We start from the raw sequence: 21442 nt of genomic DNA, 5'->3' as shown, positions 1-21442 counted from the left end.
TCCGACGACCATGACGCCTTCGAAGCGAGACCGCGCCGAGGCCCTGCCCGCCGACCTGCGCGAAGCGCTGCGCCTGCGGCTGGCCGGGCGCTCCGGCGGCGCCCGGGCCGCCGCCGACCGGTCCATCCCGCACGCCGACCGCAGCCGACCGCTGCCGCCCTCCTTCGTCCAGCAGCGCCTGTGGTTCCTGGACCGGCTGCGCCCCGGCGACCCCCGCTACAACAGCGCGGTCGCCGTACGGTTCACCGGCCCGCTGGACCGCGCGGCGCTCGCCGGGGCGCTGGCCGCCGTCGTGGCCCGCCACGAGGGGCTGCGGACCACCTTCGACGAGGCCGACGGCCGCCCGGTGCAGACCGTGCGGCCGGCCGGTCCGGTGCCGCTGCCCGTCCGGGAGCCGGCCGACGGGGAGAGCCTCGACGCGATCCTGCTCCAGGAGTACTCCCGCCCCTTCGACCTCCGGCAGGGTCCGCTGCTGCGCGCCCTGCTGGTGCGCGAGTCGGACCGCTCGCACGTCCTGCAAGTGACGGCGCACCACATCGTCACCGACGGCTGGTCGATGGGCGTCGTCCTGGACGAGCTGTGCACCGGCTACGAGGCCCTGGCCCGCGGCGCCGCCCCGGACCTGCCCCCGGTGGCCGTCCAGTACCCGGACTTCGCGGTGTGGCAGCGCGAACAGCTCTCCGGCGCCCGGCTGGAAGGCCAACTGGCCCACTGGAAGGCGAAACTGGCCGGTGCGGCGCCGCCGGAGCTGCCGCTGGACCACCCGCGGCGCGGCGAGGAGGCCGGCCCCGGCGCCGTCCACGCCTTCACCGTCCCCGCGCCGCTCACCGCCCGGCTGCGCGAGCTCGCGGCCGAGCGGCACGGCACCCTGCACACCGCCCTGGTCGCCGCCACCCAGGCGCTGCTGGCCCGCTGGTCCGGCCAGCAGGACGTCACCGTCGGCTCCCTGACGCCCGGGCGCTCCCGCACCGAGCTGGAACGGGTCGTCGGCTGCTTCGTCAACACCGTCGTCCTGCGCACCCGGGTGGAGCCCGCCGGATCCTTCCGCGACCTGCTCGCGGCCGCCACCGAGACCGGCAACGACGCGCTCGCGCACGGCGACACGCCCTTCGAACGGCTCGTCGAGGCGGTCGGCGCGCCCCGCCAGGCGGGCCGCAACCCGCTGTTCGACGTGCTGGTCCTGCTGCACCCCGCGCCGCCCGAGGCCACCACCCCGCACGGGCCGGCAGCCGTCCCGGTCGCCGTGCCCCGGCAGGCCGCCACCTTCGACCTCAGCGTCGAGTTCGTCCCGGACGGCGAGGCGCTCACCGGCCTGCTGGAGTACCGCGCCGACCTCTTCGACGCGCCCACCGCCCGCCGGATGGCCGACCAGCTCCTGCTGCTGCTGGCCGGCGCCGCCGCCGAACCCGACCGCCCGCTCGGCACCCTGCCGCTGCTCTCGCCCCGGGAGACCCGGCAGGTCACCCGGGACTGGAACGCCACCGCGCTCCCCGTCGAGGACACCGGCTACCCCGAGCTGTTCGAGCGCAGGGCCGCCCTGACCCCGCACGCCCCGGCCCTGGTCGCCGGAGCCGAGCAGCTCGACTACGCGACCCTCAACACCCGCGCCAACCGGCTCGCCCACCAGCTCATCGCCCGCGGGGCCGGCCCCGAACGGCTGGTCGCGCTGCGGCTGCCGCGCACCGCCGACATGATCGTGGCGATCCTCGCCGTCTGGAAGGCCGGCGCCGGCTACCTGCCCCTGGACCCGGCCCTGCCGGCCGAGCGCCAGCGTTACCTGCTCGACGACGCCCGCCCCGCCCTGGTCCTGGACGAGCAGGCGCTCCGGGAGCTGCCCGACACCGGCCCGGACACCGACCCCGGCGACGCCGACCGGACCGCCCCGCTGCACCCCGCCAACACCGCGTACGTGCTCTACACCTCCGGCTCCACCGGCCGCCCCAAGGGCGTCGCCGTCCCGCACCGCGCGGTGGTCAACCTGCTCGCCGCCCACCGGGCCGGCTTCGTCGCCGACGCGGGCGGCGGGCCGCTGCGCGTGGCGCTGACCGCCTCGTTCTCCTTCGACACCTCCCTGGAGGGCGTGCTGCTGATGGCCGACGGCCACCCGCTGCACCTGGTCGACGAGACGACCCGGATGGACCCGGCCGCCCTGGTCGAGTACGTCGTGCGCCACCGCGTCGACTTCCTCGACCTGACGCCCTCCTACCTGCGCCAACTGCTGCCCGCCGGGCTGCTCGACGACCCGCGCCACCGCCCCCGGGTGCTGATGCTCGGCGGCGAGGCCGTCGGGCCCCGGCTCTGGCGCGAACTCGCCGGGCACCCGGACGTCGCCGCCTACAACTACTACGGCCCCACCGAGTGCACCGTCGACGCGCTCGCCTGCCGCATCGCGGGCGGTGACCGGCCCTTGGTGGGCCGCCCGCTGCCCAACCTGCGCGCCTACGTCCTCGACGACCGGCTCCAGCCGGTGCCGCCCGGGGTGAGCGGCGAACTCCACCTCGCCGGCGCCCAGGTCGCCCGCGGCTACGCCGGCCGCCCGGGGCTGACCGCCGCCCGCTTCACCGCCGACCCGTACGGGCCGCCCGGCGCCCGGATGTACCGCACCGGCGACCTGGCCCGCTGGACGGCCGACGGAAGCCTGGAGTACCTCGGGCGCGCCGACGACCAGGTCAAGGTGCGCGGCCACCGGATCGAACCCGGCGAGATCGAGGCGGCGCTGCTCGACCTGCCGCAGGTCGCCGCGGCCGCCGTCGCCGCCGTGCCCGACGCGCGCGGCCACACCCGGCTGGCGGCCTACCTGGTCTTCGCCGACGGCGCGGCCCGCCCGTCCGCCGACCTTCGCGCCGCCCTGCGGCGGGTGCTGCCGGACCACCTGGTGCCGTCCTCGTTCACCGCGCTCGACACCCTGCCGCTCACCACCAGCGGGAAGCTGGACCGCCGCGCACTGCCTGCCCCCGACCCCGAAGGCGAAGGACGGGAAGGGGAGTTCGTCGCCCCGCGCACCCCCGAGGAGGAGACCCTCGCCGGGATCTGGGCCGAGGTGCTGGGCGTGGCGCGGGTCGGCGTCACCGACAACTTCTTCGAGCTCGGCGGCGACTCGATCCTGAGCATCCAGGCCGTCTCCCGCGCCCGCGCCGCCGGCCTGCGGATCGGCTCCCAGGACGTCTTCCGCCACCAGACCGTCGCCGACCTGGTCGCCGCCGCCCGCCCGGCCGCCGCCCCCGTCACCCGGCCGCGCCGCGCGGACGGACCGGCCCCGCTCACCCCGGTCCAGGAGTGGTTCTTCGCCGCCCACGGCCCGCTGCGCCACTTCACCATGTCGATGCTGCTCGACCTGCCGCGCGACCTCGACGAGCCGGCCCTGGACCAGGCGCTGCGGGCGGTCCTGGCCGCCCACCCGGCGCTGCGCACCCGCTTCACCCGCGCCGGGGGCACCTGGCGCCAGGAGCCGGTCGCGGACCCGGGCACCGGGCTGCTGGCCAGACTCGACCCGCCCGCCCCGGGCGCCGCCCCCGTGGCCGCCCTTGAGGCCGCTCGGGTCGAGGCCGCCGAGGCCGCCCGCGCCGCCCTGGACCCGGCCACCGGCACCCTGCTGCGCGCCGTCCTGTTCCGGCCCTGCGGCGACGCCCGGCCCCAACTCGTCCTGACCGCTCACCACCTGGCCGTCGACGGCGTCTCCTGGCGGGTGCTGCTCGCCGACCTGGAACAGGCCTACCGGCAGGCGGCGGCCGGGGACGCCCCGCACCTGGAGCCCGAGCCCACCCCGTTCACCGACTGGGCCCACCACCTCGCCGAACTGGTCCGGGCCGGAGGCCTCGACGACGACCTGCCCTACTGGAGCGCCGAGACCAGGGCCCCGGCCGCCCCGCTGCCCGTCGACCACCCCGGCACGCCCACGGCCGGCTCCGTGCGCACCCTGCGCACCCGCCTCGACCGCGCCACCACCGAGGCCCTGCTGCGCAGCGTCCCCGAGGCCTACCGGACCCAGGTCAACGACGTGCTGCTCAGCGCGCTGGGCCGGGCCCTCGCCGACTGGACGGGCACCGAGCGGGTGACCATCGCCCTGGAGGGCCACGGCCGCGAGGAGCTCGTCGACGGCGTCGACCTCTCCCGGACGGTCGGCTGGTTCACCACCCAGTACCCCGTCACCCTCGCCCCGGCCGGCCCGGCCGGCGCCCCCGACTGGGCCGCCACCCTCAAGCAGGTCAAGGAGCAGCTGCGCGCCGTACCCCGCCGGGGCCTCAGCTACGAGGCCCTGGCCCGGCTCGGCCCGCCCGCCGCCGGCGCCCTGAAGGGCCGTCCACTGCCACAGGTCTGCTTCACCTACCACGGGCAGTGGACCGCCACCGGGACCGGCGACTTCGCGCCCGCCGGCCAGGCGCCGGGCCGGGAGCTCGCCGCCGACGAGCCCCTGGACCACCTGCTCGACGTCTCCGCCGTCGTCGCCGACGGCGAGCTGGAGCTCACCTGGCACTACAGCGACCAGGCGCACGAGACGGCCACCGTCCGCGCACTGGCGCAGGCCACGGCCGCGGCACTGACCGGCATCGTCGAGCACTGCGCCCGCCCCGACGCCGGCGGCCGCACCCCCTCCGACTACCCGCTGGCCGGACTGGACCAGGCCGGGGTGGACCGGATCGCCGGAGCCGGGCGGCACGTCGAGGACCTGCTGCCACTCACCCCGCTCCAGGAGGGCATGCTCTTCCACCGCCTGGTCGGCGGCCCCGACGACATCTACGTGGACCAGGCCGGCCTGCTGCTGGAGGGCGTCGGCGACCCGCAGGCCTTCGCCCTGGCCTGGCAGCGGGTCGCCGACCGCACGCCCGCGCTGCGCACCTCGGTGGTGTGGGAGGGCGTCCCCGCCCCCCTCCAGGTCGTGCGCCGCGGCGTCCGCCTGCCGGTGACCCACCTGGACCTGCGGGCGGTCGACCCGGCCGAGCGCGCCGACCGGCTGGCCCGGCTGCGCGCGGACGACCTCGCCCACGGGCTGGACCTCGCCACGGCGCCGCTCACCCGGCTCACCCTGGTCCGGCTGCCCGAGGCCCGCCTGCACCTGCTGTGGACCTCCCACCACCTGATCCTGGACGGCTGGAGCCTGGCCCAGGTGCTCACCGACGTGTTCGAGGAGTACGCGGCCCTCACCACCGGGGGCGTGCCGGCACCGGCGGTGCGCCGGCCCTTCGCCGACTACGTGCACTGGCTGGCCGGTCAGGACGCCGCGGCCGCCCGCGCGCACTGGCGGGGCGTCCTGGACGGCTTCGCCACCGCCACCCCGCTGCCCGCCGACCGCGCCCGGCGCGAGGCCCACCGGGCCCGCTCGGCGCTCGCGCACACCGCCGGCCTGTCGCCGGAGGCCTCCGAGCGGCTGGCCCGCACCGCCCGGCAGGCCGGGCTCACCCTCGGCACCGTGGTGCAGGGCGCCTGGGCCCTGCTGCTCTCCCGGTACAGCGGCGAGCCGGACGTGCTGTTCGGGACGACCGTCTCCGGACGCCCCGACGAACTGCCCGGAGTCGAGTCGATGATCGGCATGTTCATCAACACCCTGCCCACCAGGGTCCTGGTCGACGGCGGCCGCACCGCCGCCGACTGGCTGCGCGAGCTCCAGGAGGCCCAGGCCGAGGCCCGGCGCCACGCCGCGGTCTCCCTCGCCGAACTCACCGCCTTCAGCGGCGTGCCGTCCGGCGGCACGCTGTTCGACAGCATCGTCGCCTTCGAGAACTACCCCTTCGACGACGCCCGCACGGCCGGCAGCGGAGTGCGCCTGGTGGAGGTCACCTCCCGGGACGCCACCAACTACCCGCTCGTCCTGCGCGCCTACCAGGGCGGGCACTTCGGCTTCGACCTCGCCTACGACCCGGAGCTGTTCGACGCCGCGACGGTCCGCACCCTCGCCGAGCGGCTCTGCCTGCTGCTCACCGACCTGGCCGCCGGACTGGACCGGCCGCTGCGCGCCCTGGAGTGGACGACCGCGCAGGAGCGGCGGCTGCTGACCGAGTGGGACGGCACCGTGAAGGGCCGCCCCGACCGGACCCTGGTCGACCTCTTCGAGGCGCAGGCCGCCCGCACCCCGCACGCCGAGGCCGTCACCTGCGGCGACGAGCACCTCGACTACGCCGCCCTGGACGCGCGGGCCGGCCGGCTCGCCCACCGGCTGGCCGGACTCGGCGCCGGGCCCGAGCGGTTCGTGGCCCTCGCGCTGCCCCGTACGGCCGACCTGGTCGTGGCCGTCCTCGCCGTCCTCAAGACGGGCGCGGCCTACCTGCCGCTCGACCCGGGCCTGCCCGCCGAGCGCCGCGCCCAACTGCTGGGCGACGCCGCCCCGGTGGCCCTGGTGACCCACGGACCCGGCGGGCCGCCCGAGAGCTTCGAGCACGGGGTGCCCGTCCTCTCCCTCGCCGACCCGCAACTGCGCGCCGACCTGGCCCGGGGCCCGGCCGCCCCGCTCGCCGCCCGGCACCGCCCGCTGCCCGACAGCCCCGCCTACGCCATCTTCACCTCCGGCTCCACCGGCCGCCCCAAGGGCGTCGTGGTGCCGCACGCCAACGTGGTGCGGCTGTTCGAGCAGACCAGCGGCGTGTTCGGCTTCGGCGCCGAGGACGTCTGGACGCTGTTCCACTCCTACACCTTCGACTTCTCGGTCTGGGAGCTGTGGGGCCCGCTGCTGCACGGCGGCCGGCTCGTCGTCGTGCCCGAGGACACCGCCCGCTCCCCGGAGGACTTCCTGCGGCTGCTCGTGGACGAAGGCGTCACCGTCCTCAACCAGACCCCGTCCGCCTTCCACCCGCTGGCCCGCGCCGACGCCGAACACCCCGAGCTCTCCCGCCGGCTGGCGCTGCGCACGGTGGTCTTCGGCGGCGAGGCGCTGGACGCCGGCCGCCTCGCCGACTGGTACGACCGCCACCCGCAGGACGCGCCGCGCCTGGTGAACATGTACGGCATCACCGAGACGACCGTGCACGTCACCCACGCCCCGCTGGAGCGCGCGACCGCCGCCGCCGGCGGCCCCGCACCGATCGGCACCGGCCTCCCGGACCTGCGGCTGTACGTCCTCGACGCCGACCTGGCCCCGGTGCCCCCGGGCGCCGTGGGCGAGCTGTACGTGGCGGGGGAGGGCCTGGCCCGCGGCTACCTCAACCGGCCCGGCCTGACCGCCACCCGCTTCCTCGCCGACCCCTTCGGCGCCCCGGGCACCCGGATGTACCGCACCGGCGACCGGGCCGGCCGACAGGCCGACGGCACCCTGCGCTACCTGGGCCGCGCCGACCAGCAGGTCAAGATCCGCGGCTACCGGATCGAACCCGGCGAGATCGAGGCCGCCCTCCAGACCCACCCGGGCGTGGGCGCCGCCACCGTGGGCGTGTACCAGGACGCCTCCGGCACCCGCCGGCTGGTCGCCCACGTCGTCGCCGGTCCGGGCGCGGCCCACCCCCCGGCCGCCGCCGACCTGCGCGCCCACCTCGAACGGCTGCTGCCCGCCTACCTGGTGCCCGCCGCGTACGTCCCGCTGGCGGCCCTGCCGCTCACCCCCAACGGCAAGCTCGACCGGCGCGCGCTGCCCGTGCCCGGCCCGGCGGGCTTCGCCGCCGGCCGGCAGCGCACCGCGCCCCGCACTCGTGCCGAGCGGCTGGTCGCCGCGGCCTGGACGGAGGTCCTGGACACCGGGGAGATCGGCGCCGAGGACGACTTCTTCGCCCTGGGCGGCGACTCCATCCTCGCCGTCCGGGTCACCGCCCGGCTGCGCGCGGCCTTCGGGTCGGCGGAGCTCTCGCCCCGGCTGCTGTTCACCCACCCGGTGCTGGCGGACCTGGCCGAGGCCCTCGGCTCGCCCGGCTCCCTCGGCTCCCTCGGCTCGCTCGGCGAGCCGGGCGGGGCGTCCCCTGGACGAACCGTCATCCCGGCCGCGGACCCGGCGGCCGAGCCGCCGCTGTCGTACGCCCAGCAGCGGCTCTGGTTCCTCGACCGGTTCGAGCCGGGCAGCACCGAGTACACCTCGCTGTCCGTGCTGCGCCTGCGCGGAGCGCTCGACCGGGCCGCGCTGGGCACCGCCCTGGACGCCCTGGTCGCCCGGCACGAGGCGCTGCGGACCACCTTCGCCGAGCGGGACGGCCGCGCCCGGCAGGTGGTGCGCCCGCCGCAGCCGGTCGAGCTGCCGTGCGAGGACCTCGCCGGGGCGCCCCCGGCGGCCCTGGACGCGCTGCTGGAGCGGATCGCCGCCACCCCGTTCGACCTGGCCGCCGGGCCCCTGCTGCGCGCCCGGTTGGTCCGGACGGCCGCGGACGAGCACGTGCTCGTGCTGGCCGTGCACCACATCGCCACCGACGGCTGGTCGATGGGCGTCCTGGGCCGCGACCTGGGCGAGCTGTACGCGGCGGCCCGCGAGGGGCGCCCGCCACGGCTGCCCGCGCTGCCCGTGCGCTACACCGACTACGCGGCCTGGCAGCGCGCGCGCACCGACCTCGCCGAGGCGGACCTCGCCCACTGGCGCCGGGCCCTGGACGGCCTGACCCCGCTGGAGCTGCCCACCGACCGGCCGCGCCCGGCCGTGCGCACCCGGGACGGCGCGCTGGTCGCCTTCACCCTGCCCGCCGGGCTGACCGCGCGGCTGCGCGAACGGGGCCGGGAGGCCGACGGCACCCTCTACACCACCCTCCTGGCGGCCTGCCAGGTCCTGCTCGCCCGCTGGTCCGGGCAGCAGGACATCGCGGTCGGCACCGTCACCTCGGGCCGCGAGCAGGGCGAACTCCACGACGTGGTCGGCATGTTCGTCAACACCCTGGTGCTGCGCGGCGCCGTCCGGCCGGAGCTGTCGTTCCGCGAACTGCTGGCCGCCGCCCACGGCACCGTCCTGGAGGCGCTCGCCCACCAGGAGGTGCCCTTCGAACGGCTGGTGGACGCCCTCCAGCCGGAGCGCGACACCAGCCGCACCCCGCTCTTCCAGGTCATGGTGGCCCTGCACAACCTCGGCGCCGAGGTGCCGGACCTGCCGGGCCTGACGGTGGAGCCGGTCACCCCGCCCGTCCACGGCGCCACCTTCGACCTCTCCTTCGACTTCGTCGAGCGCGACGGCGGCCTGACCGGCTACCTGGAGTACAACACCGGGCTGTTCGACGCGAGGACCGCCGAGCAGCTGGCCGGCCGGCTGGGCACCCTGCTGGAGGCCGTGGCCGAGGCGCCGGAGACGGCCGTCGGGGCGCTGCCGCTGATGACGGCCGACGAACGCCGCCGGGTGCTGCGGCAGGGGCGGGGCGCGCCGCTGCCCGCGCCGGACACCACCTTCCCCGCCCTGTTCGAGGCGCAGGCCGCCCGCACCCCGGACGCCACCGCCCTGGTCGCCCGGGACGCCACCCTCGACTTCGCCGCCCTCAACGCGCGGGCCAACCGGCTCGCCCGCCACCTCGCCGCCCTCGGCGCCGGCCCGGAACAGGTGGTCGCGGTCCGGCTGCCGCGCACCTCGGACCTGCTGGTGGCGCTGTTCGCGGTGCTCAAGGCGGGCGCCGCCCTGCTCTTCGTCGACCCGGACCTGCCCGAGGAGCGGGCCGCCCTCCTCCTCGACGACACCCGGCCCCGGGTGGTGCTGACCGGGCAGGCCCTGCGCGAGGTGCCGTGGGCGGCGCTGCCCGCCCACGACCTGACCGACACCGAGCGGACCGCCCCCCTGCTGCCGCAGCACGCCGCCTACCTCGTCCACACCTCCGGCTCGACCGGCCGCCCCAAGGGCGTCGTCGTCGAACACCGCCAGCTGGTCAACCTCTGCCGGGACCACCAGGAAGGCCTGGTCGCGCCGCACACCGCCGACGGGACGCGGCTGCGGGCCGCGCTCAGCGCCTCCTTCTCCTTCGACACCAGCTGGGAGGGCCCGCTGCTGCTCGCACTGGGCCAGGAGCTCCACCTGATCGACGAGGACGTCCGGCTGGACCCGCAGGCGTTCTGCGCCCAGGTCGTCGACCGCCGCCTGGACCTGGTCAACGTCACCCCCTCCTTCCTGCGCGAACTCACCGCCGCCGGACTGCTCGCCCCCGGCCCGCACCACCCGCGCCTGCTGCTGGTCGGCGGCGAGGCCGTCCCCGCCGCCACCTGGCGGGAGCTGTGCGCGGCGCACGCGGACCTCGGCGTCACCGCCTACAACATGTACGGGCCCACCGAGTGCACCGTCGACGCCGCCTACGCCCGGTGCGCGGACCACCCCGAGCGCCCCGTCATCGGCCGCCCCGGCCGCAACCTGGGCGCCTACCTGCTCGACGGCGCCCTGCGGCCGGTGCCGCCCGGCATGCCGGGGGAGCTGTACCTGGCGGGGGACCAGGTCGCCCGCGGCTACCTGAACCGGCCCGGACTGACGGCCGCCCGCTTCCTCGCCGACCCCTACGGCCCGCCCGGGGCCCGGATGTACCGCACCGGCGACCTGGCCCGCTGGGACGCGAACGGGCAACTGGAGTTCCGGGGCCGCGCCGACGAACAGGTCAAGGTCCGCGGGTTCCGGATCGAGCCCGGGGAGGTGGAGGCCGCCCTGCTCGCCCACCCGGACGTCGCCGACTGCGCGGTCGCCGCACGCGAGCACGCCGGCCGTACGGTGCTCGTCGGCTACCCGGTGCCCGCCGGCCGCCGCGTGCCGACCGCCGAGGAACTGCGGACCTGGCTGCGGCGGGCGCTGCCCGACCACCTGGTGCCCGCCGCGTTCGTCCCGCTGGCCCGAATACCCCGGACCACCGGCGGCAAGACCGACCGGCGCGCGCTGCCCGCGCCGCCTGCCCAGCCCGACCGCACCACCCCGTACGTCGCGCCGCGGCCCGGTGTCGAGGAACGGCTCGCCGCGATCTGGGCCGAGGTGCTGGGCGTGGAGCGCGTCGGCACCCGGGACAACTTCTTCGCGCTCGGCGGCGACTCCATCCTCAGCATCCAGATCGTCTCCCGCGCCCGCGCCGCCGGGCTCGCCCTCACCACCAAGGACGTCTTCCGACACCAGAACATCGCCGAACTCACGCTGTGCGCAGGAGATTTGGCAGAGCATCAGATAGTCGGCGAAGCCGAGCCCGGCGAGGCGCCGCTCACCCCGATCCAGCACTGGTACCTCGACGGCCGCCGCCCCGGCGACACCCTGCGTTTCACCATGACCCAGCGCCTGGAACTGGCCCCCGGCACCGATCCGGCGGCCCTGCGCCGGGCGGTGCTGGCCCTGGTGGAGCACCACGCGGCCCTGCGCACCCGCTTCCACCGCACCGAGGCCGGCTGGCGCCAGGAGGTGCTTCCCCAGGGGGCGGACGGCGTCTTCACCCGGCACGACGTCAGCCACCCGGACCTCACCGGCCATGACGTGGAGGCGCAGGTCCAGCGCGCCACCGACGAGGCCCAGCGCTCCCTCGACCCCGTCGAGGGCCGGGTGCTGCGCGCCCTGTTCTTCGACCCCGGCCCCCGGCAGCCGGGCCAACTCGTCCTCACCGTCCACCACCTGGCCGTGGACGGCGTCTCCTGGCGCATCCTGCTGGCCGACCTCGAAGCGGCGTACCGCACGGCCCGCGCCGGAGCCCCCGTCGCCCTGCCGCCGACCGGCACGTCCTACGGCCGCTGGGCCACCCGGCTGGAGCGGCACACCCGCGCCGGCGCCCTGGACGGCGACCTCGGCCACTGGACGCGCACCTGCGCGGCCCCGGCCGACCTGCCCGCCGGCCGCCCCGCCCCTGACACCGACGCCCCCAACACCCACGCCCCCAACACCCCCGCCCCCAACACCCACGCCCCCAACACCCACGCCCCCAACACCCACGCCACCGCCGCCACCGTCCAGGTGACGCTGGACGAGCGGACCACCGAGGCGCTGCTGCGCCGCGTCCCCGAGGTCTACCGCACTCAGGTCAACGACGTCCTGCTCAGCGCCCTGGGCCGCACCCTGGCCCGCTGGTGCGGCCGGGACACCGTGCTGGTCGGGGTGGAGGGGCACGGCCGCGAGGACCTCTTCGAGGACCTGGACCTCTCCCGGACGGTGGGCTGGTTCACCGCCGAGTTCCCGCTCGCCCTGCGCGTCGACCCCGACGCCGGGTGGCACGACACCCTGCGCTCGGTCAAGGAGCAGCTGCGCGCCGTCCCGCTGCGCGGACTCAGCCACGGCGCGCTGCGCCACCTGCGGCCCGGCGGCCCGCTGACCGGCGCGGCGGCGCCGCAGATCGGCTTCAACTACCACGGCCAGTGGGACACCCGCGGCGGCGCCGACGGCCTGGTCCGCGGCGCGCTGCCCCCGGCCGGTCGCGACACCGACCCCGACGAGCCCCGCCCCTACCTGCTGGACATCATCGGCGCGGTCCAGGACGGCCGCCTCGAACTGGCGTGGACCTACCCCGCCGCCGTCTACGACGAGGCGACCGTCCGCGGGCTCGCCGAGGAGATGGGCGCCGCGCTGCACGAGCTGGCCGCGCACTGCGCCCGCCCGGACGCCGGCGGCCGCACCCCGTCGGACTTCCCGCTCGCCGGCCTCGACCAGGACCGGCTGGACCAGCTCGTCGGCGACGGGCGCGAGACCGACGACGTGCTGCCGCTGACGCCGCTGCAGTCCGGCATGCTCTTCCACGGGCTCGTCGACGCCGACGGCGCCTACGTCGACCGGATCGCGGTGCGCCTGGCCGGCGTCGCCGACCCGCGGGCCTTCGCCGAGGCCTGGCAGCAGGTCGCCGACCGCACCCCGGCACTGCGTTCCAGCGTTCACTGGCGCGGCCTGCCGCACCCCGTCCAGGTGGTCGCGCGGCACGCCGCACTGCCCGTCCGCCACCTCGACTGGCGCGGCCTGACGCCCGGGCAGCGCGCCGACCGGACGGAGCGGCTGCTCGCCGAGGAGCGCGCCGCCGGGATGGACCTCGCCACCGCGCCGCTCACCCGGCTGACCCTGGCCGCGCTGCCCGGCGACGAGGTCCTGCTGCTGTGGTCCACCCACCACCTGATCCTGGACGGCTGGAGCACCGGGCAGCTGCTCACCGAGGTGTGCGAGGAGTACGCCGCGCTGACCGGCGGCCCGCAGGCGCCCCGGCCGGTCCGACGGCCGTTCGCCGACTTCCTGGGCTGGCTGCACGACCAGGACGAGGCGGCGGCCGAGGCCCACTGGCGCGGCCTGCTGGCCGGATTCACCGGCCGGACCCCGCTGCCGTACGACCGCCCGCCGACCCGGGCCCACCGCGCCCGCTCCAGCGCCGCCGCCCACCGCGAACTGGACGAGACGCTCTCCCGCCGGCTGCGCGAGAACGCCGCCGCTGCCGGACTGACCGTCAACACCGTGGTGGAGGGCGCCTGGGCGCTGCTGCTGGCCCGCTACAGCGGCGGCGACGACGTGGTCTTCGGCACCACCGTGTCCGGGCGCCCGGCCGAACTGCCCGGCGTCGAGTCGATGATCGGCCTGTTCATCAACACCGTGCCGACCAGGGTCCCGATCCCCTCGGGCGGCGTGCTGCCCTGGCTGCGGGAGCTCCAGGAACGCCAGAGCGACGGCCGCCGCTTCGACCACCTGGCCCTGCCGCGCGTCCAGGCCCTGAGCGACCTGCCCGCCGGGGAGCCGCTGTTCGACAGCATGGCGGTCTTCGAGAACTACCCCGTCGACGAGTCGGCCGCCGACCGGACCGGGGTGCGGGTGGTCGAGGTGCGCGCCGACGACGCCACCACCTTCCCCTGGTGCCTGCGCGCCCACCTGGCCGAGCGGCTCGGCTTCGACCTGGCCTACGACCCCGCGCTCTTCGACCACCGGACGGCCCACGGCGCGGCCGACCGCCTGGTCCTGCTGCTCACCGCCCTCGCCGACGGCCTCGACGGCGACCTCGCCGAGCTGGACCAGCTCACCCCCGCCGACCGGGAGCAGCTGGCCTCCTGGCACGGCACCGCCCGCCCGGCGGCGCCGCGCAGCCCGCTCCAGGTCTTCGCCGAGCAGGCCAGGCGCACCCCGGGCGCGCCCGCCGTGCGCGACGGCGACCGCGAACTGACCTACCGCCAGCTCGACGACTGGTCCGACCGCCTGGCGGCCCGGCTGCTGGCCGACGGCCTGGCCCCCGAAGGCCGGGTGGCGCTGCTGATGGACCGCTCCGCCGAACTCGTCGTCGCCCAGCTGGCCGTTCTCAAGGCGGGCGGCGCCTACCTGCCCGTCGACCTCCGGGCCCCCGAGGAGCGCCGCCGCGCGCTGCTCGACCAGGTCGGCGCCGCCCTGCGGCTCACCGCCGAGCAGGTAGCCGCCGAGCAGGTCGCCGCCGCGCGCACCGGCGCGGCCGGGCCGGTGGCGGCGGCCCTGCCGCCCGCCGACCCCGACCGGCTGGCGTACGTGATGTTCACCTCGGGCTCCACCGGGGTGCCCAAGGCGGTGGCGGTACGGCACCGCGACGTGGCCTCGCTCGCCACCGACAGCCGCTTCGCCGACGGCCGCTGCGCCCGGGTGCTGCTGCACTCGCCGGTCGCCTTCGACGCCGCCACCTTCGAGGTCTGGGCGCCGCTGCTGGGCGGCGGCTGCGTGCTCGTCGCCCCCGCCGGGCCGGTGGACGCCGCCCTGTTGCGGCGGCTCGCCGGACCGGACGGGCCGACGGCGCTGTGGCTCACCGCCGGGCTCTTCCGGCTGCTCGCCCAGGACGCGCCGGACTGCTTCGCGGGCCTGCGCACGCTGTGGACCGGCGGGGACGTGGTGCCCGCCGCCGCGGTGCGCCGCGTCCTGGCGGCCTGCCCCGGGCTGACCGTGGTGGACGGCTACGGGCCCACCGAGACCACGACCTTCGCCACCGCCCACGCCGTCGCGGAGGCGGCGGCGGTGCCCGACACCCTGCCGATCGGCCACCCCCTGGACGACCGCCGCGTGCACGTCCTCGACCGGCGCCTGCGGCCCGTCCCGCCGGGCTGCGCGGGCGAGCTGTACGTGGCCGGCGAGGGCGTGGCCCGCGGCTACCTGGGCCGGCCCGGCGAGACCGCGGCCCGCTTCCTCGCCGACCCCTCCGGACCGCCCGGCGCCCGGATGTACCGCACCGGCGACCTGGCCAGGCGGCGCCCGGACGGCACCGTCGAGTTCCTGGGCCGCGCGGACGACCAGGTGAAGATCCGCGGCTTCCGGGTCGAACCCGGCGAGGTGGAGGCCGCGCTCGCCCGCCACCCCCAGGTCACCGACGTCGCCGTGGTCACCCGCGAGGACCGGCCCGGCGCCCGGCGCCTGGTGGCCTACCTGGTCGGCCCGGCGGGCGACGAACCCGAGGAACTGCGGGCCTTCGCCGCCCGCGCGCTGCCCGACTACCTCGTCCCCGCCGCCTTCGTCCCGCTCGCCGCCCTCCCGCTGAGCCGCAACGGCAAGGTCGACCGGGCGGCCCTCCCGGCGCCGGACGAGGAGCACGGGAGCGGACACCGCGCGCGGGTCGAGCCGCGCAGCGAGGCCGAACGCCGCACCGCCGAGGTCTTCGGCGACGTCCTGGGCATCCGGCCGCCCGGCGTGGAGGACGGCTTCTTCGAGCTGGGCGGCGACTCCATCCTCAGCATCCGGCTCGCCGCCCGCCTGGCCGAGGCCTTCGGCGCCGACCTCACCCCCCGCGCCGTCTTCGACCACCCCACCCCGGCCGGCCTGGCCCGCCTGCTCACCGAGGAGCAGGGCCGCCCGGGCGGCCAGGGGCGCCCGCCCGTCCTCCCGGTCGCCCGCGACGGCGCCGCGCCGATGTCGTACGCCCAGCAACGCCTGTGGTTCCTGGAGGAGTTCGCGCCCGGCGGCGCCGAGTACGTCACCGCGCTCGCGCTGCGCCTGCGCGGCGCCCTGGACACCGACGCCCTCGGCGCGGCCCTGCGCGCCCTCGCGGCCCGGCACGAGTCGCTGCGCACCACCTTCGACAGCGTCGACGGCCACGGCGTCCAGCTCGTCCACCCGCCGCAGGACGTGCCGCTGCCGCTGCACGACCTGTCCGGCCTGCCGTCGCAGCCGCGGGCGGAGGCCCTGCGCGGCCTGCTCGCCGCCGAGCGGGCCCGCCCCTTCGACCTGCGCCGCGGACCGCTGCTGCGCACCGCCCTGGTGCGGCTGGGCGAGGGCGACCACGTGCTGGCCCTGACCCTGCACCACATCGTCACCGACGGCTGGTCGACCGCCGTCCTGCTCACCGATCTGGCCCACCTCTACCGCGCCGAACTCGGCTCCGAGGAAGACCGGTTGGCGCCGCTGCCGGTGCAGTACGCCGACTACGCGCACTGGCAGCGCACGGTCGGCGCCGCCGGGGCCGACCAACTCGCCTACTGGAAGGAGCAGTTGGCCGACGTCTCGACGCTGCGCCTGCCCACCGACCGGCCCCGGCCCGCCGTGCGCACCACCAACGGGGCCACCGCCCGCCTGGAACTGCCCGCCGACACGGCCCGCCGACTGGCCCGGGTCGGCCGGGAGCGCGGCGCCACCCTGTTCACCACCCTGGTCGCCGCCGCGCAGGCCTACCTCGCCCGGCTCGGCGGCGACCAGGACATCGCCGTCGGCACCGTCACCTCCGGCCGCGAGCAGGCGGAGACCCAGCGCCTCGTCGGCTTCTTCGTCAACACCCTGGTGCTGCGCTCGCGGGTGGAACCCGGGCAGCCCTTCGGCGACTTCCTCGGAGAGGTCCGGCAGACCGTCCGGGACGCCTTCGCCCACCAGGACGTGCCCTTCGAGCGCGTGGTCGACGAGGTGCAGCCGGTGCGCGACACCAGCCGCAGCCCGCTCTTCCAGGCCCTGGTCGTCCTCCAGAACACCCCGGCCGCCGACCTCGACCTCCCGGGCCTGCACGTGACCGACGTCGAGACCGACACCACGCAGGCGGCCTTCGACCTCGCGCTGGAGTTCGCGGAGGCCGACTCCGGCGCGCTGCACGGCCTGATCACCTACAACACCGACCTGTTCGACCCGGCCACGGCCGAGCGGATGGCCGGCCAGCTCGCCACCCTGCTGACCGCCGTCGCCGAGGACCCGGATCGCGCCATCGGCGCGCTGCCGCTGGCCGGCGGCGACCAGCTGGCCGCCGAACTCGACCGGGCGCGCGGCACCTTCCGGCCCGTCCCCGAGGCGACCCTGGCCGAACTCTTCGAGCGCCAGGCCGCCCGCAACCCCGACGCGGTGGCGCTGCTCGACGGCGGTCGCGAGCTGAGCTACGCCGAGGTGGAGCGGGCGGCCAACCGGCTGGCCCACCGGCTCATCCGGCGCGGCGTGGGGCCGGAGCGGCTGGTCGCCCTCGCCCTGCCCCGCTCGGCGGCGGCGGTGGTGGCCCAGCTCGCCGTGGCCAAGGCCGGCGGCGCCTTCCTTCCGGTGGACCCGGACTACCCGGCGCCCAGGCGGGAGTTCATGGTGCGCGACGCGGGCGCCCACCTGGTGCTCGACGACCCGGCCGAGGTGTGGTCCGCCGACGGGCCGCAGACCCCGCCCACCGACGCCGACCGCGCCACCGGTGCCGACCGCGCCACCGCGCCGACCGACGCCGACCGCGCCGCCGTGCTCACCCCCGGACACCCGGCCTACGTCATCTACACCTCCGGATCGACCGGCACGCCCAAGGGCGTCCTGGTGACCCACGCCGGACTCGCCGCCTTCGCGGCGGCCGCCGCCGAGCAGTACACCGCCGGCCCCGGGGCCAGGGTGCTCCAGTTCGCCTCGCCCAGCTTCGACGCCTCCGTCCTGGAACTGTGCGTCTCCCTGCTCAGCGGGGCCACCCTGGTCACGGGGGAGGAGGGGCCGCTCGTCGGCGAGCGGCTGGCCGAGGTCCTGGCCGAACGGCGCATCACCCACGCCCTGATCCCCCCGGCGGCCCTGGCCACCGTGGACCCGGAGACGGCCGCGGCGCTGCCCGCCCTGCGCACCCTGGTCGTCGGGGCGGAGGCCTGCCCGGCTGACCTGGTCGACACCTGGGCCCCCGGCCGCCGGATGATCAACGCCTACGGCCCCACCGAGGCCACCGTGGTCGCCACCTGGACGGGCCCGCTGTTGCCCGGCACCGGCGCACCCGCGATCGGCCGCCCCGGCGGCGCCGCCCGCAGCTACGTCCTGGACGCCGCCCTGCGGCCGGTGCCGCCCGGTGTGACCGGAGAGCTCTGGCTGGCCGGCCCCGGCCTCGCCCGCGGCTACCTCGGCCGCCCGGGGCTGACGGCCGGGCGGTTCCTCGCTGACCCCTTCGGCGCGCCGGGCGAGCGGATGTACCGCACCGGCGACCTCGCGCACCGGGACGCCGACGGCGAACTGCGCTTCGCCGGCCGCGTCGACGCCCAGATCAAGCTGCGCGGCTTCCGGATCGAGCCGGGCGAGATCGAGAGCGCGCTGCGCCGCAGCCCCCTGGTGCGCGACGCCGTCGTCACCGTGCGCGCCGACGCCCCCGGGAGCGGTACGGGCTCCGGAGCCGGCCGGCTGGTCGCCTACGTCGTCCCGGCGGTCGGTGCCGTACCGGAGGACGACGGCGAGGGCGGGGCCACTGCGGGCCTGCCCGCCGCCGAACTGCGCGCCCACCTGGCCGGGTTGCTGCCGCCGCACCTCGTCCCGTCGGTGTTCGTCCCGCTGGAACGGCTGCCGCTCACCCCGAACGGCAAGCTCGACCGCCGGGCCCTGCCCGAGCCCGGGCCCGCGCAGACCGCGGCCGGTCCGCGCCGGGAGCCGGGCACCGACACCGAACGCCGGATCGCCCGGATCTGGGCCGACGTCCTGGGCATCGAGGAGGTCGGCGCCGACGACAACTTCTTCCTGCTCGGCGGCGACTCCATCCTCAGCATGCAGGTGGTGTCCAGGCTGCGCCGGGACGGCCTGTACCTCGCCACCCGGGAGCTGTTCACCCACCAGACGGTGGCCGAACTGGCCACCGTGGTGCGCACCGCCCCCGACCGCGAGGACGACGGCCCGGTCACCGGGGACGTGCCGCTCACCCCCATCCAGGAGTGGTTCCTGACCACCCCGCGCGCCGCCCACCACCACTTCAACCAGTCGACCCTGCTCGAACTCGGCGCCGACCCCGATCCGCGGGCACTGCGGGCCGCGTTGGACGCCCTGCTCGAACACCACGACGCCCTGCGCCTGCGCTTCACCCACGACGAGACGGGCTGGCACCAGTTCAACCCGCCGCCGGCCCCCGCCGAGGACGTCCTCGTCCGGTACGACCTGACCGGGCAGAGCGCCGAGGCCGCCGACGCGGCCATGGCCAAGGCGGCCGACGAACTGCACGGCGGCTTCGACCTGGCCCGGGGCCCGCTGCTGCGGGCGGCCCTGTTCACCGGCGCCCCGGACCGCCCGGCGCTCCTGCTGCTGGTCGCCCACCACCTGGTCGTCGACGCCGTCTCCTGGCGCCTGCTGCGCGACGACCTGGAGAGCGCCTACCGGCAGGCCGTCCTGGGCACGCAGATCACGCTGGGGGAGCGCGGCACCTCCTACCGGGACTGGGCGCTCCGGCTCGCCGCCCATGTCGCCGACGGCGGCCTGGACCACGAACTGCCCTACTGGGACGAGGCGGTGAGCGCCGCCGAGGCCCTGCCCGGCCGACCCACCGAGCCCGGTGCCGCTGACCCCGGTGCCGCCGAGCCCGGTGCCGCTGACCCCGGTGCCGCCGAGCCCGGTGCCGCCGAGACCGCGACGGTCACCGTCGAACTGGACGAGGAGGACACCGAGGCACTGCTGCGCGCGGCCCCGGCGGCCTACCGCACCCGCGTCAACGACGTGCTGCTGACCGCCCTCGCCCTGGCACTGGCCCGCTGGACCGGCCACGAGCGGATCCGGCTGGACCTGGAGGGGCACGGCCGGGAGGACGTCGTGGAGGGCGTGGACCTGTCCCGCACGGTCGGCTGGTTCACCACCATGCACCCGGTCACCTTCCACGTCCCCGACCCCGAGGACCTCGGCCCGGACCGCGACTGGCGCGCCCTGGTGAAGTCGATCCGCCGCCAGCTGCGCGCCGTGCCGGGCAACGGGCTGGGCTTCGGCGCCCTGCGCACCTTCGGTCCGCCCGAGGTCCGCGAGCGCCTCGCCGCCGGCGCGCACGGCCAGGTGGTCTTCAACTACCTCGGCCAGTGGGACGCGCGGCCCGAGACCGCCGGCGACGGCCTGGTCCGCGCCGAGCACGGCTCCTTCGGGCAGGACCACGACCCCCGCGACGGCGGCTCGCACCCGGTGGAGGTGGTGGGCGCGGCGCAGCACGGGCGCCTCGCCTTCACCTGGCACCACCGCCCCGCCCTCCACGACACGGCGACCGTGCGCCGGGCGGCCGAGGAGTTCGCCGTGGCGCTGCGGCACATCGCCCGGCACGCCCGGGGAGGACGGTGACGGCCGCCCAGCCGCCGCTGAAAAGACCACCGCCGCAAGACCACCGCCGCAAGACCACCGCTGGAAACCCGACAACGACGAAGGAGCACGACATGGACGAGAACACCCGCTACCAGGTGCTGCGCAACGACGAGGAGCAGTACTCCCTCTGGCCGGTCGACCTCGACGTGCCCGCCGGCTGGCAGCCCGTCGGCCAGGAGGGCACCGAGGCGGAGTGCACCGCCTACGTCGACGAGGTGTGGACCGACATGCGGCCGCGGAGCCTGCGCGAGCGCATGGAGAACGCCGGATCCTGACCGGCCGCAGTACTTCCGTCCCACGACAACCCCGAGGAGCTGACCGTGACCCCTTCGCTGCGCACCGAACACCTGGAGTTCATCCCCTACCGGGCCGAGGACGAGGACGCCTTCGTCTCCCTCCTCCGCAACGCTGACGTGTGCAGCTGGATGGGCCAGGACCTGGTGCCCGAGCCGCAGATCCGCGCGCTGTTCCGCGCGATCCTGACCGACGTGTACCCGCAGCAGCTCTTCGACGTGTGGGGCCTGTGGCTGGACGGGAGGTACGCGGGCCACGCCGAGGTGAAGAAGACCGGGAACGTCGACGGCCACGAGCTGGTCACCGCCCTCGCCCCGGAGTTCTGGGGCCGGGGCCTGGGCACCGAGGTGGTCCGCGGCCTGATCCGGTACGCCGCCGACGAGTTGGGCCTCAAGGAGGTCTACGGCATGGTGGGCGCGGAGAACGCCCCGAGCCTGGCGATGTCCCGACGGCTGGGCTTCCGGCACCTGCGCGACGTCGTCGGGGACGACGGCTCGGTGACGAAGGTGGTGGCGCTCTCGACGACCGGCCAGGCCTGACCGGGCCCGGCCGGGTATGACCGCGGCCCGCGGCGCGTCCGGTCGCGCCGACACCTGGCCGGCCTCTCTCGTCCCCGGCGGGGTGCGACCGCTTCCCGCGCTTCTTCCTTCCCCACCACGGGCCGCTGACGTGCGTGCCCGCTCAGCGGGCCGGTACCGCTCCGTTCGGCGCTCCCGGCCCGCTCGGCGTCCCCACCGCGCCGCGGCCCAGCAGCAGGGCGAGGTCGTCGGCCTGGCAGCGGATCTCCGGGATGGCGGTCGTCTCCAGCAGGTTGCCGCGTCGCAGCGAGCCCAGCGTCCACAGCGGCGCCGGCGCCCGGCCACCGGTGGGGAGGAGCCGGGAGTCTGCGGGCGTGTTGGA

At 76.9% G+C, this 21442-nt stretch carries 3 protein-coding genes and 1 pseudogene; 3 read left to right on the top strand and 1 reads right to left on the bottom strand.

Features of this window, described 5'->3' with window-relative positions; genetic code table 11:
• Window positions 1-10 precede the first annotated feature (10 nt).
• The 3 genes from ACFVX9_RS27725 (at window position 11) to ACFVX9_RS27715 (ending at window position 21081) form a co-directional block, all read left to right on the top strand.
• Window positions 11-20227 carry a non-ribosomal peptide synthase/polyketide synthase gene (locus ACFVX9_RS27725; protein WP_387984100.1) on the top strand — a complete coding sequence of 6739 codons (20217 nt, stop codon included), beginning with the start codon at window positions 11-13 and terminating at the stop codon, window positions 20225-20227.
• 92 nt (window positions 20228-20319) lie between these two features.
• The gene (locus tag ACFVX9_RS27720; RefSeq protein WP_063350451.1) at window positions 20320-20523 is read left to right on the top strand and encodes an MbtH family NRPS accessory protein; all 204 of its coding nucleotides are present in this window, start codon (window positions 20320-20322) and stop codon (window positions 20521-20523) included.
• A gap of 45 nt (window positions 20524-20568) precedes the next feature.
• The gene (locus tag ACFVX9_RS27715; protein ID WP_380377005.1) at window positions 20569-21081 is read left to right on the top strand and encodes a GNAT family N-acetyltransferase; all 513 of its coding nucleotides are present in this window, start codon (window positions 20569-20571) and stop codon (window positions 21079-21081) included.
• A 142-nt stretch (window positions 21082-21223) separates the two neighbouring features.
• On the opposite strand, the pseudogene ACFVX9_RS27710 reads toward ACFVX9_RS27715, so the two are convergent.
• Window positions 21224-21442 (bottom strand): annotated as a pseudogene (locus ACFVX9_RS27710) (hypothetical protein); the annotation flags it as partial.

The sequence above is a fragment of the Kitasatospora sp. NPDC058243 genome (assembly GCF_042882025.1).
Lineage (GTDB): Bacteria > Actinomycetota > Actinomycetes > Streptomycetales > Streptomycetaceae > Kitasatospora.
The sequence above is the reverse complement of the archived record's forward strand: the minus strand, read 5'-3'. Positions and strand labels throughout refer to the sequence as shown.

Excerpts from the sequence above, each read along its gene's own strand:
- ACFVX9_RS27725 (WP_387984100.1), top strand. The coding sequence starts at position 11 with ATGACGCCTTCGAAGCGAGACCGCGCCGAGGCCCTGCCCGCCGACCTG.
- ACFVX9_RS27720 (WP_063350451.1), top strand. The coding sequence starts at position 20,320 with ATGGACGAGAACACCCGCTACCAGGTGCTGCGCAACGACGAGGAGCAG.